Genomic DNA, 14,259 nt, shown 5'->3' on the forward strand with positions numbered 1-14,259 from the left:
TTCGTCAGCTTCCAAAGCTGGAGCCCGTCATGAAGTCGCTCCCGATCACCATCGACGGCGTGCGCAAGACCTATGGGTCTTATGTCGCGCTGGATGATGTTTCGCTCGACGTTCAGGCTGGCGAATTCCTTACGCTGCTAGGGCCGTCCGGATCGGGCAAGACCACGTTGCTCATGGCCCTGGCCGGTTTTGTCCGGCTGGATCGCGGTAAACTCTTGTTGGGTGATCGCGACATCACCCGCCTGGCCCCCAACAAGCGAGACATCGGCATAGTCTTCCAGAACTATGCCCTGTTTCCACACATGAGCGTCCTGGCAAATGTCGAGTATCCGTTGGTGCTGCGCAAGACGCCGAAAGCTGAGGCCCGCCAGAGGGCGCTCGACACTTTGGCCCGCGTGAAGCTCGAAGGTTTGGCGGAGCGCAACATCGCCGCATTGTCCGGCGGCCAGCGCCAGCGGGTGGCGTTGGCGCGGGCGATCGTCTTCGAGCCACGCGTGATGCTGATGGATGAGCCGTTGTCGGCACTCGACAAGAATCTGCGCGAAACCATGCAGTACGAGATCCGGCGTCTGCACGATGATCTGGGGATCACCACGATCTATGTGACGCATGACCAGCGCGAAGCACTGATCATGTCAGATCGGATTGCGGTGATGAATTCCGGCCGCATCCAGCAGATCGACACCCCACAGCGGATTTATGATCGTCCATCGACACGCTTTGTCGCGGAGTTCATGGGTGAGGCCAACATCGTGGCCCCGGGATCTGTGCGCAGAATCGACGGCGCCGACGTGTCGCGCGAAGCATTGATGATCCGCGCGGAAAGCTTTCATCTTGATGCGACCCTCGTCGGGCGAGACGGAGTGGCGCTTGAGGGAATGCTGCGCGCCAAGGCGTTTCGCGGTGAGAACTGGCTTTTGACGCTGACGCTTGACGGCGGGCAAGAAGTCCTTGTCTGCATTCCGGCGGCGCTGGCCAGTGACTGCGCCGAACTTGCCGCCGGTCAGCGGGTGACCGCCTATGCACCAGCAGCGAAAGTTCACGCGATACCGGGAGCGGTGCCGTGACCTTCCTTGCCGATCCTGCTCTCGCAGCAGACGCTCGACGCGAGCGGCGGTTCTTCCTCTCGCTTTCACTGCCTGCGCTGTTCATCGTAGGACTGGCGGCGATACTGCCCATCGCCTGGATCATCCGGCAATCCTTCCTCACCACGGCGGGCGAGTACACCGTCGGCAACTACGAGAAGGTGCTTTCGAGCGGTCTGACATGGTCGGCGCTGGTCACAACCCTTGAACTGTCCCTGGGCACGCTGGCGATCTGCATTCTTCTCGGCACCCCTCTGGCGCTCGCCCTGGCCAGCACCAGACCAAGGGTGGCCAATTTGCTGATGGCCTTCGTCATGCTGCCCTTGTGGACCTCCATTCTGGTGCGCACCTATGGCTGGCTCGTCCTGTTGCGGCGCGATGGCCTGATCAACGCGGCTTTGACGGGTTCAGGCCTGACGGCCGAGCCATTGCCGCTGGTCTACAACTTCACCGGAACGCTCATCGGCATGGTTCACTACATGCTGCCGCTCTTTCTGCTGCCCGTTTATGCCGCGATGCGCGATATCGACGCCAACCTTGTTCGCGCCTCGGCGAGCATGGGAGCCACACTTGGGCAAACCATCCGCACCGTCATCCTGCCGCTTTCGACCGGCGGCATCTTTTCGGGCTCATTGATCGTCTTCATCTACACCATAGGCTTTTTCATCACGCCGGCGGTGCTTGGCGGCGGCAAGGTAAATCCACTGTCCACCCGGATCGAGCGCACGCTATCGACGTTCCAGGATTGGGGCTCGGCGAGCGTCCTGGGCATTCTGCTGCTCATCTTGATGGCCTTGGTGGGGGTGATGTTCCTGGCTGCGGGGCGGCTGATTGCCGGGCGCAAAGTCGGTACAGCCCATGCTTGAAGCCTATCCAGACAACAGGCTGGCCCGTATCCTCCTGTGGAGCTTTTGCGCGCTCATATTGGCGTTCCTGATGCTGCCGACGCTGGTGGTCGTGCCGCTCTCTTTTTCAGCGTCCGATCTCCTTGAGTTTCCGCCGCGCGCATACTCGTTGCGCTGGTACGAGAATTTCTTCGGTTCGGCGACATGGATGGCCGGGCTGAGGACGAGCCTGATCCTTGGGACATTGACGGCGACGCTCGCAGTGCCCCTGGGGCTGCTGGCCTGCATCTCGACCAACCGGCTCGGCGGAAGGACCGCCTTGGCCATTCAGGGCGCTCTGCTCACCCCGTCCATCGTGCCGGGCATCCTGCTTGCGATCGGTCTCTTCTTTGTGCTCGCGGCGCAACGTCTGGTCGGAACGCTGTTCGGCGTGCTGGTCGGGCATGTGGTGCTGGCCATTCCTGTCGCCTGCATTGTGTTGTTGCCGGCCCTGGCCCGCTTTGACTGGAACCAGGTGCAGGCGGCGCGAAGCCTCGGCGCAAACTGGGCGAGAGCCATTGGCGGAATAATCGTCCCGCAGCTTCAGATCAGTCTCTTGTCGGCCACGTTGATGGCCTTCCTGACTTCACTGGACGAGTCCGTTATTTCGATCTTCGTCGCCAGCGGTCAAAACAGCACGTTGCCGAAGCTTATGTTCCTGTCGCTGCGCGATCAGATCGACCCGACCATTGCGGCGATCTCGACATTGTGGACCGTCATCGTCTTGGTCGCCGTCCTGATCGTGAGCCTTCGCCAAAAATCATGACCGAGACTGGAAACATGCCGACAAATCATCACGCAGCCGTTGCTCCGGCGTGTCATTCAACGGACATACCCCAGGTGGGGTTGGCGATCATCACCGGCTCGGCCAACTGGGGGCTTGCCTTCCCGGAAGATGTTAAATTCGAGAGTGTGCGCACCTTGCGGCGCGACATGAGTTTTGAAACGCCTTTCGGTCGCAGCGACAACTGGAAGCTGCTCGAGTTCGATGCGTCGATTACCGTCGAGGGCAAAATGAAACGTGCGTTGTGCATGTATTCGCACGGCAATCCCCGCGACCATATAGACCATTCCTGTCATCGCCGCGCGTTCTGGGTCTTGATGGAAGCGGGTGTGAGGCAAGTGCTGTCCTGCTCGACCATCGGCGCCGTCAACAAGGCGATCAAGCCCGGCGACATGGTCGTGAACGCCGATATCATCGAACTGACCCAGACCCCGTTTTCACTGCTTCCCGGCCGCCAGAGCTTCGATTGCTCGGGCAAGCAGATCGTCTGCCCAAGATGTGCGGCGGTTCTGGTCGAAACCGCCCGCCGTCATTGGCCAGCCGAATGCCGCGTTCATGGCATCGAGCAGCAGTTGGTCGCTGGCCACTGCTACGGTCCGCGGCTGACCACCCCAGCCGAAGCCTTGGCGTTTCGAAACCTGGGGGCGGATGTGCTCAACCATTCGATCGCCCCTGAGGCCACCTTGTCGCGCGAGATAGGCGCGTGTTTCGTGCCTCTTGCGTTCGTGACCGCAGGTTTCAACGACTATATGGACCGCAATCGCCAGGCATTGCTGCAGGAAGACGTGTTGCCGAGCCTCTCTATGACAGCCTCGCGGGTTGCGCTGGAGACCGCGGCACGTCTTCCGGCTAATCCTGAATGCTCTTGCCACGGCTTGAAGTCGCCCCAACCGGCGGAGCGGTCTACCCGGTTCTGAAAAGCAGCGACAGAGTCTGCATCGTTCACTCGCGACGATGCTCGCGCCGAACTGAGAGTCCGCTTTTGAAGGTCCCATGCCCGAAACGTCCGGGCTGCTTCCGCCCCATTTCTTGGCGAACCATCCGCTAGCGTATTTACTGTAGAAAACACTGACCCTCGGCGACCAACATATCTTTATTTGTCGATGGGTTGCGAAGCGGTTCGCCCAAATTGATTCAAGAAGCTGAGCCAGCCATTTACTTACGCCCCGTTGGCAGCTTTGCGCCTCATTCCGGTAGTTCGGGATGCCTTTGCCACTACCTCCTTCGCCAGCTCATGGGTTCCGACAGCGCCTGCATAACGTGGAGCTCAAAGGCGCCGGGCGCGTGGCTGGCCTCGGCCAACTGCCATGCATTCCACTCTCGGGCAATGCTGCCCTCGGCCAGAAGCACCGCGCGGTTGCACAGGCCGGGAACTGCTTCGACTACGTGGGTGGAGATGATGACGGCTTGGTGGCCGCTCGCCGCCGACGCAAGGATGACGCGTTTGACCTCGAAGGCGGCAAGCGGATCAAGGCCGTTCAGGGACTCGTCGAGGATCAGCAGCGGTGGCGCACCGAGCAGAGCCGCGGCAATAGCGATCTTGGCCTGCGTGCCGAGCGAATATTCAGCGATTAGCCGGTCGATCCAGCGCTTGAGCCCGAGCCGTTCGGCGACATTGACGCCAGGCCAGTCGTCTTCGGCGCAGCCGCGGATCGAGGCGACGAGCTGGAGATACTGCCGCCCGGTCAACGCCACCGGCAGATCGGATGGATCGATGGCGAGGCCGAAGCCCGACTTGGCGCGCTCCGGTGCATCGCCAAGGTCGACGCCGTTGATCACTACACTTCCCGCGAGCGGCCGGATCTGCCCGCTGATCGCTCTCAGCAAGGTGGACTTGCCTGAACCATTTGCGCCAAGCAGGCCAAGGATGTCGCCCCGGCCGAGCGAGAGACCGATGCCGCTGACGACCGCGTGGCCACCGTAGCCGGCGCTGAGCCCGCGAACCGCGAGGATCTCGGCAGGATCGATGCTGCTATCCATGGCGATATCTCCGTTGCGCCCGGTGCCACAGGAACAGGACAAGGGCGGCAAAGCCGATCAGCACCGTGCGCCCATATTCGAGCGATTCGTAACCGGTATAGGCGATGGCACTGAGGAAGCTCAGCGCGGCGACGAACGGCGCGGTCATGAAATAGGCGGCGAACACTGCATAGGCGCCGTTCAGCGCCAGCAGCCAGAAGCCAGTGGCGAGCGGCATCGCCCAGGCCGATGGCTCCGCCGCCAGGGCAGCACCTGCCGGCATGAGAAAGAAGGCGAGCGACAATTGCAGGGGAAGCCGCGCCAGGCGCAGCCATGCCCTGACGAAACCGATTGGAGCCGTGCGCAGCACCGACGAGCCGAGCGGATGGAACCGCGCGCTCAGCATGAAGACGAGAAGGCCGCCGGTCAGGCCGGCCATGGCCGCCGGCACGGCATCGTGATGAACGAGGCTGATCGCTGCGGAAAGGGCCGCGACGATGCCGAAGAAGACGGCCGCGCCCACCAGTCGCCAGGACGGGCGCACATGGCCAGCCGGCAGACCCCACGCCCAGCTGGAGAGCCAGGCTGGTGCGGAACGATCGAAGGCGCCGAGCCAGGGCCGGCGCCCGCTTGGATCCCTCGCCAGATCGGAATTGCTGATGCGGACCAAGTCGCGAGCGCTCCGCAGATGCAGCGCGGCTGTCGCGCAAAAGCCGGCGCCAAACAGGATCGCGGCGCCGAGACCCCAGGCCGGCGCCAGTGGCTTGACGATGACGAAACAGCCAAGGCCCACCGCCGCCGCCGCGACGACGAAAGCAATGGGAACGCCAAGCGTAAATGCCGCCACCGCTGCCATGCGCCGGCGCTCCCGAAGCGACAGCGGCAATGCCTTCAGGAAAGGCGCGAAGGCACGCGACAGGCAAAGTCTCGCTAGCGCGTTGCCAGCGGCACCGCCAAGAATGAGAAGCGCGCCCGGCAAACCAAGCAGCCACAGCGCCTGCTCCTGCCGCAGCGTGGCCGCCCCCGCCTGCAACGCGACAACGATGTCTGCGATGGCATAGGCAAGCAGAGCGCCGCCGCCGAGCCCAATCCAGGCAAGGTCGCGGCGGCGCATCGAGCGCAAGCCAGCCAAGAGCTCGCGCCGGAGCAGAGTCAGAACAAGCCTGTCGTGCCGCATTGTTCCATCTTCGCGATCGCAAGCCGGTTGGATATCGACATAGGTCGGCGACGATTGTGCCGCCAGTAGGGCCGTCGCGCCTCAACCTCCCACGGCGGCCTTGGCGTTGACATTCTTTAGCGCGGCCAGGAGATAGTCCTGCATGGTCGCCTGCAGGTTGGTCGTTGCGCTGCGCACCGCCGCCATCGCGTCCTTCACCGCCGCTTCGTCAAAGGGTTTGGCTGTTTGTGCCGCCGCCAGATTGGCGCGCGCGGCACGCAGCTCGCGCAGGGCCTGGAAGGTGCGCGCGCGGTTGTCGCGCAGAATGCCGCGGAACTCCTTCCTCACCTCCGGGGGATAGTTGCTGGCAATCTCCGACAACAGCACGCGCGCCGCCGCGCCCTGGCGCAGGCCGTGCATGGCATAACCGACCAGGAAGAAGTTGACGGCGAGCGAAAGGGTGAGCAGCACCAGCGTCGCCGTCCATATCCAGGAACGCTTCAAAGCGAGCCCTCCTCTGCCGGATCATCCGCGACACCGCCGCCATCGGCCAGCGACGATCCCGACGCCAGCGCCAGAAGCTCCGTATCGGAGGGATCGTCCTGCAGCCGCGCCACCTGGTAGCCTGCCAGCGTCGCCGCCACGAGCGCGCCAGCAACCCAGGCCGCGAACCCGGCCGGACCCAAGAGCAGGCGCGGCAGGAAGGACGGCCGGATCGAGCCGGCTTCGATGCGAGCCAGCACCTTGCGCGCCAGCGCCTGATCGTCGCCATCGGCCAGCGCCGCCTCGAGCACGAGGAGATCGAGCGCTGCATCCGGGTCGTCATTCCGCTCCGCTGCCATCAAGGCCAGCGCCTGCTGGCGGAAAGGCGCCGGCCATGCCTCGGCGGTATCGCCGAAGCGGCGCCTGCATCGTTCAAATTCGTCCCGTGTCATGAGGACTTCCTTTCACGGCCCACGGCCACCATTGCCAAATGATCCTTGAGTGCGCGCCGTCCGCGCACAAGCAATTGCTCGGCCGAGCCGACGCTGCTGCCCATCACCTCGGCAATCGCCGCGATGTCGAGGTCGCCGACGGCCCTCAGCAGCACCGCCATGCGCTGCCGTTCCGGCAGGCGCGAGAGCCCGTCGCGCACGATCGCCAGCTCCTGCCGCGCCACGGTCGTTGCTTCGGCATCCGCCTCCGGCGACGCGATGTCGTCCCTTATGTCGTCCAGCCCGATGAAACTGCGCAGCGCCCTGCGTCGACGCTGGTCGATGCAACGGTTGGCGGTGATCCGGTAGAGCCAGGTCGAAGCCCGTCCTCTGGCCGGATCGAAACGCGCGGCCTGTTTCCAGACGGTCACGAACACCTCCTGCACCACATCCTCGGCATCGGCGGCATTGCCGAGATAGCGCGCGGCAAACATCCGCAGCCCACGGCCATGGCGGGCGATGAGCTCGGACAGCGCGCTTTGGCTGCCCGCTGCGACGCGCGCCAGAAGCTCATCGTCGCAATGGGGCTCCTCATGTCGCACGGCGGCGCACATCCACGGACGAGACTGCTGGTTGGGCGAATCCGAAATTCGCATCGATCAGGAGAAGCACAGAAACGAACTTCGGATTCAAATCCATCACACCAGATGTCAGCGCCGCCAGCGGCGGAAGCCATGGACCGTGTTGCCGTTCGGGCCGGTGAAGCTGCCGGCCGAGCGGCCGTGGAACGGCCCGCGCGCCGACATCCGTTTTCCCGAAAAGGACTGCCCATTCGGCCCGGTGCCAGAATAGCTGCGGGCACAGCGGTCAACAACGCCTCCTATGCATTTTGAGTTGGACGTGTAGGTGCCACCATTGGGACCGGTGCGGGTGGTCGAGCCGGTATAGACGTTGCCGTCCTTGCCAACGCTGCGGCTGATCTCGCCGCCATGCTCCGTCGGGCGCTGCCACTCCTCGGCCGAAGCCGGCGAAGCTGCCGACCAGGCAAGCATCGCACCGAGACAGAACATCGGAATTTTTACCGAAGACAACATGTCGTACTCCTTGTTTTGTAGAGGAATGAGAGCTGCCGATCATCAGTTGGCGTGGTCGGCGATCAGCTTGCGGACAGACGCGATCTCGTCGCCCGAGAGCTTGCCGTCACCGTCCCGGTCCGCGAGGTCGAACAAAGGCATGCTGCTGGCGAATTCCTGTTCAGAGACCTTGCCGTCGCCATTGGCGTCCATGCGCCGCCAGCGGCTGCCGAGCCGCGCCTGCGCGGCATCTGCCCGATCCATGATGGCATCGCGGGCGCTTTCGATCTCCTTCTCGTCGATGACGCCATCGCCATTGCGGTCGAGCCGCCTGAACAGGCGCTCTCGCACGGCTGTCATCTCATCCTTGGAGATGGCGTCGTCGCCATTGGTATCGATCCGTTGCAGGATGCGCTGGCCCGGCATGTCCTGTGCCTGCGCCGCGCAGAGCGGTGCAAGCCCGACGAGCAAGGCCGCAATCAGTACTGAGCGTTTCATGTTGATGTCCTTTCAGTGTCAGGCCGCGGGGGCGACTGCTGACCGATACGCAGCGAGAGCCGGGCTCCTACGCTCGACACTCAAGATTCTTTGCCGGCCTTGAATTTTCTGTCGCGGCGGGGATAGGCGGCTGTGCTGGCCGCACCTCGAAAAAATCATCTCGCTTTGCGTAGGACCACCACAGGCGCTGCGTAGAAGGCTCTGCAAGGACGGTCCGCGGCGGACCATCCGACCCAATGCGGAGATCAATATGAACAAGATCGTCATGGCCTTTGCCGGCCTGCTTCTTGGCGCGGGTAGCGCCTGTGCGGCGGACAGCGGTGCCAGGGAACTCTTCCGGCGCATGGACACCAACGGCGACCGCAAGCTCGAATTCAGCGAAATCCAGGCCGTGCGGGCGCAGATGTTCGACCGGATGGATGCCAACCACAATGGCTTGCTCGACGCGGGCGAAGTGCGCGGGGAAGTGGAACGGGTGAAGTCGAAGCGCGACTTCCAGGCCACGCAATTCGTCGGCTTCCAGGCCCAGGCCAGCCGCATTGACCGCAATGGAGACGGTAAGATTTCGCGCGACGAGTTTGCCGCCTTCATTCCCGGCCGGTTGCTGCAGGCGGACAAGAACGGCGATGGCGCGCTTTCGATTTCCGAACTGCGTGCGCTCCGACGTCAGTAATCCCCGAACCCTTCGACCCCATCCAACAGGAGTGAAAAGATGAAACGGACAATCACGGCGTTTTGCGGTTTGATGATTGGCGCCACCGGGCTCGCCTCGCCGGCCGAGGCCTTGCCTGTCGTGCCGGCCTCTGCCCCGGCGTCGGTCGCCACAGCGCCGACGCCAGTCTGGTTTCGGCGTGGCTTCTACGTCGTTGGCGGCGGATACTACTACAATGGCTATCGCGGCTATGTCCGCGTGCGGCCAGGCTATCGCTACTACAATGGCTACTGGTTCCCGGCAGCCGCCTTTGCCGCCGGTGTCGCGGCGGCGACCGTCGCACCGGTAGCACCAAGTCCGAAGATCCGATTGGAAGCAGCGCATGTGCGCTGGTGTTTCGAGCGCTACGTCTCCTACCGCGCCTGGGACAACAGCTACCAGCCCTATAACGGTCCTCGCCAACAATGTTGGTCGCCCTATAGTTGAGGGCTCTTCGCTGAGAGCCTTCAACCCTTTCAAGGCAGCATAGGAGATGACCATGATCGACAACCGCTCGATGCCCACGAGCACGGTCATACCGGTGCTTTCGTATCCCGATGTCGAGACGGCCAGCCATTGGCTTTGCGGGGCCTTCGGGTTCGAAATACGGCTGATGATCGGCAATCACCGTGCCCAGCTCGGCTTCGGAGACGGCGCCGTCGTTGTCACAGAATTGAAGTCTGGCGGACTGACGCGGACAGGTGGGCCATTCGCAGTGATGGTACGCGTCGAGGATGTCGACGCGCACCAGAGCCGAGCCGCGAGGCATGGCGCAGTTATTCTCAGCGGCCCAACGAGCCATCCCTATGGCGAGCGTCAATATTCCTGCCGTGACCTCGCCGGCCACAATTGGACCTTTTCGCAGTCGATAGCTGATGTAATGCCCGACGACTGGGGTCGCATCGTCGTGGAAAGCTCAAACGATCCTGATATGGAGAGCTGACACCGATCTGCAGCAGCGACAGTCCATAAGCTTTGGATCGCGACGCCGTCACGACTTGCTCAACGGCTAAGACCAACCTCATCGTGCAAGTGACTGCAGCTTGATGACCGTCTTCGAGTTCTGCCACCGGGAGAAGCATTCACGAAAGCTAGCCTTCCTACGATGGCGTCATGTCGGTGCTCGCGTATTGCGATTAATGGGTAATCAGCGACGATCTCGACCTAGAAGGCTTACGCGACTGCGGTACTAGCGCCGGAGCACCACGCCCACGCTAAGCTGGATGCCGCATCGATGTTTCCCGGTCGGAAGCTGCTGGTCTGCTTCCGGCGCCATTGCGGCCGCGCTCGTAGCGCAAAATGTAGATTGACCCTTCTATAACTGACTCAGCGCTTGCATGGAAACTGGATGATGAGCCTCCGGGCCCACCAGAACTAACCTTTAGAGCTCTGATTTTATTGCGCTTTTTGTAAATGGCTCACAACGTGGACTCGAACCTCCTGTCGGAACAGTCCGCTTGGGACAAACTGCCGTCTCATAGGCACGAGAGTTCGACCATTCCAGCAGCTGGGAGCACCGGGTCGGCAGAGATTTCTGAGCGAGTTCCCGATTTTCTTCAGCCAGTTTATGGGCCTTCCGAGGACTCAAGATCGCGCAGCCGCATTCGCCACGATGAAGACCGAATAGAGCGACTGCCGTGCCGTGATGAACAGGCGGTTGCGCTTCGGGCCGCCGAAGGTGAGGTTCGCAACCGTCTCCGGAATGTGGATCTTGCCGATCAACGTGCCGTCGGGGTCGAAGCAATGGACGCCATCGCCAGTGCCTGCCCAGACGCGGCCAAACGTATCCACCCGGAAGCCGTCGAACAGGCCAGCCGTGCAGGTCGCGAAAACGCCGAGTTCCTTGAGCGCGGCGTCCTCGACGGCGAACTTGCGGATGTGCCGCGGCCCGTCCTTCTGATGCGTGACGCCGGTGTCACCGACATAAAGGATCGTCTCATCCGGCGAGAAGGCGAGACCGTTGGGCTTCGCCATCGTCGAGACGACGCGTGCCACCGCGCCCCTTGCAGGGTCGGCACGGTAGACGTGGGAGCCCTCGATCTCCTGCTCGGCGCGGTCGCCCTCATAATCCGTCGTGATGCCGTAGGGTGGATCGGAAAACCACACCGTGCCGTCCGATCGTACCACCACATCGTTGGGCGAATTCAGCCGCTTGCCCTCGAAACGATCAGCGATCACCGTCATCGACCCGTCATGCTCGGTGCGGGTGACGCGCCGCGCCCGGTGCTCGCAGGTCACCAGCCGCCCTTCGGTGTCGACTGTATTGCCGTTGGCGTTGCTGGACGGCGCCCGGAACACCGAGACGGCTCCATTGGTGTCGTCGTAGCGCATCATGCGGTCATTTGGGATGTCCGAAAACACCAGATATCGCCCAGCCGCGAACCAGGCCGGACCCTCCAGCCAGCGCCCTCCGGTCCACAGCCGCTCGACCGCCACGTGGCCGACGAGGCAACTCTCGAACCGCTCGTCGAAAACCTCGAAACCAGCGCCCTCGATATCTCCGAACATGCCTTGTCCTCCATGAAACCGGCCTATCGTTAGCCTTCGCTGCCAGGCATTTTCAAGACTTGACCTGCAAAAATGTTAGCGATAACATCGGTCCCAATTCAGTCCGTTTATTTTGGCTTGGGAGGGCCATGGATGCGGCCCAAGCTCATAGAATTCATCGACATCTCCAAGCGCTTCGGCGGCACCCTGGCGTTGAAGTCGGTCTCGCTCGATATCCACGAGGGTGAGATCGTTGCGCTGCTGGGCGAGAACGGCGCCGGCAAGTCAACGCTGATCAAGACGCTGGCCGGCATCTACAAGCGCGACCAGGGAACAATCCGGTTTCGCGGCGAGGACTACCACCACCGCCCGCCGGGCCCGAACCAGCCGCAGAAGGTCGCCTTCATCCATCAGGATCTCGGCCTCATCGAATGGATGACAGTGGCCGAGAATGTCGGCATGGCGCAAGGCTTCTCGCGCCGCTCTGGCCTGATCGACTGGCGCGACACAGAGCGTCGCGCCGAGAGCGCCCTGGCCCTGGTCGGCTGCGCCTTCGATCCGGCGACGCGCGTCCAGGATCTTTCCCGCACCGAGAAATCGCTGGTGGCCATCGCCCGCGCGCTCGCTACCGAAGCCGACGTGCTGGTGCTGGACGAGCCGACGGCAAGCTTGCCCGCGGATGAGGTCGAACGCCTGTTCCAGGCACTGCGACCGTTGCGCGAGCGCGGCGTTGGCATGATCTATGTCTCGCACCGCCTGGATGAAGTGTTCCGCATCGCCGACCGGGTCGCCGTGATGCGGGACGGCCGCATGGTGGCGGTCGAGCCGGTCGCCGAGACGACGCCGCAGGAACTGGTCGATCTCATCGTCGGCCGCCCGGCGCACCAGATGTTCGCCAAGTCGCGCTGGCAGGACGGACCCGAGCGGCTGAAAGTCGAGGACCTGCGCTGCGGCAGTATCGGACCCGTCCACTTCGAGGCGCGGTCCGGCGAACTTCTCGGATTGGTTGGCCTGCGTGGTGCTGGACAGGAGGCCGTCGGCCGCGCGCTGTTCGGCGCCGAGCCTTTCGTCGGCACTATATCGCTCGACGGCAAACGCCTCGACCTGTCCTCGGTCGGTGCAGCCCTTGCCGCCGGTGTCGGCTTGATTGCGCGCGACCGCACCGAGGAGTCGGTGGCGCTGTCGCTGTCCGTGCGCGAAAACATGTATCTCAACCCGTCCGCCGCCGGCCGCGGGCTTTTCTCCTTCATGACGCCGGCGCGGGAAAGCGAACTGACGCAGGAACTCGGTACCCGGCTCGGGCTGCGGCCCAACGATCCGCATCTGCCGATAGAGGCGCTGTCAGGCGGCAACCAGCAGAAGGTGGTCGTCGGCCGCTGGCTGGCGACAGGGCGCAAGCTGCTGATCGCCGAGGATCCGACGGCGGGTGTCGATGTCGGCGCCAAGGCCGAAATCTATCGGCTGATCGCGGCAGCCGTCGAAGCCGGGCTGGCGGTCGTCGTCGTTTCCACCGATTTCGAGGAAGTCGCCCATATCTGCCATCGCGCGCTGGTCTTCTCGCACAACCGCATCGTGCGAGAACTGGCCGGCGATGCCTTGACGACTGCGGCGCTTATCCATGCCGCCTCCGTGTCCGAAGCCGCCTGAGGAGTATCCATGAACTCGATCAAATCGACGGCGCTGGAGCCGACCCGCTCGGAACTCTCCGGGCTCAGCTTTGGCCAGAAGGCGGCACGCTATCTGCCGGTCTACGGCCTGCCGATCCTGACGCTGCTGCTCATCCTGCTGTTCTCGCTGCTCCTGCCGCGCACCTTCCCGACGCTGCTGAATTTGCGTTCCATCGTCTCCGACAAGGCGATCATCGCCTTGCTGTCGCTGGCGGCGATGATCCCCATGGCTTCGGGCCGCATCGACCTGACGGTCGGCTACGGCATCGTGCTCTGGCATATCCTGGCCATTAGCCTGCAGACCGCCTTCGGCATCCCGTGGCCGATCGCGGTGCTGATCGTCCTGCTGCTCGGCGTCGTCACCGGCTTTATCAACGGCCTGCTGGTCGAGGTGGCGCGCATCGATTCCTTCATCGCCACGCTCGGCACCGGCACCGTGCTTTATGCTTTGGCCATGTGGTACACGGGCGGGCGCCAAGTCGTCGGCGTGCTTCCCGAAGGCTTTCTCGCCCTCAACGGCACGATGCTGTTCGGCCTGCCGATCACCGGCTACTACGTCATCGTCCTGGCGCTGGTGATGTGGCTTGTGCTCGAATACATGCCGATCGGGCGCTACCTCTACGCCATCGGCGCCAATCCCAAGGCCGCCGCGCTCAACGGCATACCGGTGCAGAAATTCGTCATGGGCGCCTTCGTCGCCTCCGGCGCGATGACGGCGCTTGGCGGCGTGCTGCTCGCCTCCAAGCTTCGCATCGGCCAAGCCAGCGTCGGCCTCGAATATTTGCTGCCGGCGCTCGTCGGTGCCTTCCTCGGATCGACCACCATCAAACCCGGCCGCGTCAATGTCTGGGGCACGATCATCGGCGTCGTCATCCTCGCCGCCGGCATTTCCGGTATCCAGCAATTCGGTGGCTCGTTCTGGGTGGAGCCGCTCTTCAACGGCGTCACCTTGCTCGTCGCGATCGGCATTGCCGGCTACGCGCAGCGGCGCCGGGGCGCTGTCGTGCCGCCTCCACCAGCCGCCAGCCAACCAACAAAGACAAATGACAATGCTTAATGGG

General features: G+C 63.2%; 17 protein-coding genes. 9 read left to right on the plus strand and 8 right to left on the minus strand.

Annotation, left to right across the window (positions count from 1 at the left end; all coding sequences use genetic code 11):
• Positions 1-29: 29 nt before the first annotated feature.
• From FJ978_RS10335 to FJ978_RS10350, 4 genes are all read left to right on the plus strand, one after another.
• The gene (locus FJ978_RS10335; RefSeq protein ID WP_013894014.1) at positions 30-1,067 is read left to right on the plus strand and encodes an ABC transporter ATP-binding protein; all 1,038 of its coding nucleotides are present in this window, start codon (positions 30-32) and stop codon (positions 1,065-1,067) included.
• Complete coding sequence (locus tag FJ978_RS10340) at positions 1,064-1,951, plus strand: ABC transporter permease (protein WP_013894015.1); 888 nt, start codon at positions 1,064-1,066, stop codon at positions 1,949-1,951. Before FJ978_RS10335 ends, FJ978_RS10340 begins: the two co-directional genes overlap by 4 nt.
• Complete coding sequence (locus tag FJ978_RS10345) at positions 1,944-2,735, plus strand: ABC transporter permease (protein WP_013894016.1); 792 nt, start codon at positions 1,944-1,946, stop codon at positions 2,733-2,735. Before FJ978_RS10340 ends, FJ978_RS10345 begins: the two co-directional genes overlap by 8 nt.
• A 74-nt stretch (positions 2,736-2,809) precedes the next feature.
• Positions 2,810-3,670, plus strand: coding sequence for a 5'-methylthioadenosine phosphorylase (locus FJ978_RS10350; protein WP_224729718.1), 861 nt, complete (start codon positions 2,810-2,812; stop codon positions 3,668-3,670).
• A gap of 298 nt (positions 3,671-3,968) precedes the next feature.
• On the opposite strand, the gene FJ978_RS10355 is transcribed toward FJ978_RS10350, so the two are convergent.
• From FJ978_RS10355 to FJ978_RS10385, 7 genes are all read right to left on the minus strand, one after another.
• Entirely contained in the window at positions 3,969-4,733 is a 765-nt protein-coding gene (locus FJ978_RS10355) for an ABC transporter ATP-binding protein (protein ID WP_013894018.1), read from the minus strand.
• A complete protein-coding gene (locus tag FJ978_RS10360) occupies positions 4,726-5,844 on the minus strand; it encodes a hypothetical protein (protein ID WP_246678101.1) in 1,119 nt (372 codons plus the stop codon). Before FJ978_RS10360 ends, FJ978_RS10355 begins: the two co-directional genes overlap by 8 nt.
• 126 nt (positions 5,845-5,970) lie before the next feature.
• Complete coding sequence (locus FJ978_RS10365) at positions 5,971-6,372, minus strand: periplasmic heavy metal sensor (protein WP_013894020.1); 402 nt, start codon at positions 6,370-6,372, stop codon at positions 5,971-5,973.
• Positions 6,369-6,803: a hypothetical protein gene (locus FJ978_RS10370; RefSeq protein ID WP_013894021.1), complete on the minus strand. Its 435-nt coding sequence runs from the start codon at positions 6,801-6,803 to the stop codon at positions 6,369-6,371. Before FJ978_RS10370 ends, FJ978_RS10365 begins: the two co-directional genes overlap by 4 nt.
• Positions 6,800-7,384: a sigma-70 family RNA polymerase sigma factor gene (locus FJ978_RS10375; protein ID WP_245265095.1), complete on the minus strand. Its 585-nt coding sequence runs from the start codon at positions 7,382-7,384 to the stop codon at positions 6,800-6,802. Before FJ978_RS10375 ends, FJ978_RS10370 begins: the two co-directional genes overlap by 4 nt.
• 108 nt (positions 7,385-7,492) lie before the next feature.
• Positions 7,493-7,876 (minus strand): hypothetical protein, encoded by a 384-nt coding sequence (locus FJ978_RS10380; protein ID WP_013894023.1) that lies wholly within the window; start codon positions 7,874-7,876, stop codon positions 7,493-7,495.
• Positions 7,877-7,918: 42 nt separating this feature from the next.
• Positions 7,919-8,353 (minus strand): EF-hand domain-containing protein, encoded by a 435-nt coding sequence (locus FJ978_RS10385; protein WP_013894024.1) that lies wholly within the window; start codon positions 8,351-8,353, stop codon positions 7,919-7,921.
• 265 nt (positions 8,354-8,618) lie between these two features.
• On the opposite strand from FJ978_RS10385, the gene FJ978_RS10390 reads away from it, so the two are divergent.
• Genes FJ978_RS10390 through FJ978_RS10400 form a run of 3 tightly spaced genes read left to right on the plus strand, consistent with a single transcriptional unit; the run spans position 8,619 to position 9,987 of the window.
• Positions 8,619-9,026, plus strand: a complete 408-nt coding sequence (locus FJ978_RS10390; RefSeq protein WP_246678102.1) for an EF-hand domain-containing protein — start codon at positions 8,619-8,621, stop codon at positions 9,024-9,026.
• Between the two features lie 39 nt (positions 9,027-9,065).
• Positions 9,066-9,491 (plus strand): BA14K family protein, encoded by a 426-nt coding sequence (locus FJ978_RS10395; protein WP_013894026.1) that lies wholly within the window; start codon positions 9,066-9,068, stop codon positions 9,489-9,491.
• 52 nt (positions 9,492-9,543) lie between these two features.
• Complete coding sequence (locus tag FJ978_RS10400; RefSeq protein WP_013894027.1) at positions 9,544-9,987, plus strand: VOC family protein; 444 nt, start codon at positions 9,544-9,546, stop codon at positions 9,985-9,987.
• A 641-nt stretch (positions 9,988-10,628) separates the two neighbouring features.
• On the opposite strand, the gene FJ978_RS10405 is transcribed toward FJ978_RS10400, so the two are convergent.
• Positions 10,629-11,552, minus strand: a complete 924-nt coding sequence (locus FJ978_RS10405; protein WP_140572094.1) for an SMP-30/gluconolactonase/LRE family protein — start codon at positions 11,550-11,552, stop codon at positions 10,629-10,631.
• 132 nt (positions 11,553-11,684) lie between these two features.
• Between FJ978_RS10405 and FJ978_RS10410 the strand changes: the two genes are divergently transcribed.
• On the plus strand, positions 11,685-13,178 hold the full coding sequence (locus tag FJ978_RS10410; protein ID WP_013894029.1) for a sugar ABC transporter ATP-binding protein: 1,494 nt from the start codon (positions 11,685-11,687) through the stop codon (positions 13,176-13,178).
• Positions 13,179-13,187: 9 nt separating this feature from the next.
• Positions 13,188-14,255, plus strand: a complete 1,068-nt coding sequence (locus tag FJ978_RS10415) for an ABC transporter permease (RefSeq protein WP_140572095.1) — start codon at positions 13,188-13,190, stop codon at positions 14,253-14,255.
• The last annotated feature ends 4 nt before the right edge of the window (positions 14,256-14,259 follow it).

This window comes from Mesorhizobium sp. B1-1-7 (assembly GCF_006442705.1).
In the GTDB taxonomy this organism is placed as follows: Bacteria; Pseudomonadota; Alphaproteobacteria; order Rhizobiales; family Rhizobiaceae; genus Mesorhizobium; species Mesorhizobium opportunistum.

What these genes read in the sequence shown, in the direction of transcription:
- FJ978_RS10390 (WP_246678102.1), top strand. Translation starts at nt 8,619, where the DNA reads ATGGCCTTTGCCGGCCTGCTTCTTGGCGCGGGTAGCGCCTGTGCGGCG.
- FJ978_RS10410 (WP_013894029.1), top strand. Translation starts at nt 11,685, where the DNA reads ATGCGGCCCAAGCTCATAGAATTCATCGACATCTCCAAGCGCTTCGGC.
- FJ978_RS10405 (WP_140572094.1), bottom strand. Translation starts at nt 11,552, where the DNA reads ATGTTCGGAGATATCGAGGGCGCTGGTTTCGAGGTTTTCGACGAGCGG.
- FJ978_RS10370 (WP_013894021.1), bottom strand. Translation starts at nt 6,803, where the DNA reads ATGACACGGGACGAATTTGAACGATGCAGGCGCCGCTTCGGCGATACC.
- FJ978_RS10345 (WP_013894016.1), top strand. Translation starts at nt 1,944, where the DNA reads ATGCTTGAAGCCTATCCAGACAACAGGCTGGCCCGTATCCTCCTGTGG.
- FJ978_RS10335 (WP_013894014.1), top strand. Translation starts at nt 30, where the DNA reads ATGAAGTCGCTCCCGATCACCATCGACGGCGTGCGCAAGACCTATGGG.
- FJ978_RS10400 (WP_013894027.1), top strand. Translation starts at nt 9,544, where the DNA reads ATGATCGACAACCGCTCGATGCCCACGAGCACGGTCATACCGGTGCTT.
- FJ978_RS10385 (WP_013894024.1), bottom strand. Translation starts at nt 8,353, where the DNA reads ATGAAACGCTCAGTACTGATTGCGGCCTTGCTCGTCGGGCTTGCACCG.
- FJ978_RS10415 (WP_140572095.1), top strand. Translation starts at nt 13,188, where the DNA reads ATGAACTCGATCAAATCGACGGCGCTGGAGCCGACCCGCTCGGAACTC.
- FJ978_RS10355 (WP_013894018.1), bottom strand. Translation starts at nt 4,733, where the DNA reads ATGGATAGCAGCATCGATCCTGCCGAGATCCTCGCGGTTCGCGGGCTC.
- FJ978_RS10380 (WP_013894023.1), bottom strand. Translation starts at nt 7,876, where the DNA reads ATGTTGTCTTCGGTAAAAATTCCGATGTTCTGTCTCGGTGCGATGCTT.
- FJ978_RS10395 (WP_013894026.1), top strand. Translation starts at nt 9,066, where the DNA reads ATGAAACGGACAATCACGGCGTTTTGCGGTTTGATGATTGGCGCCACC.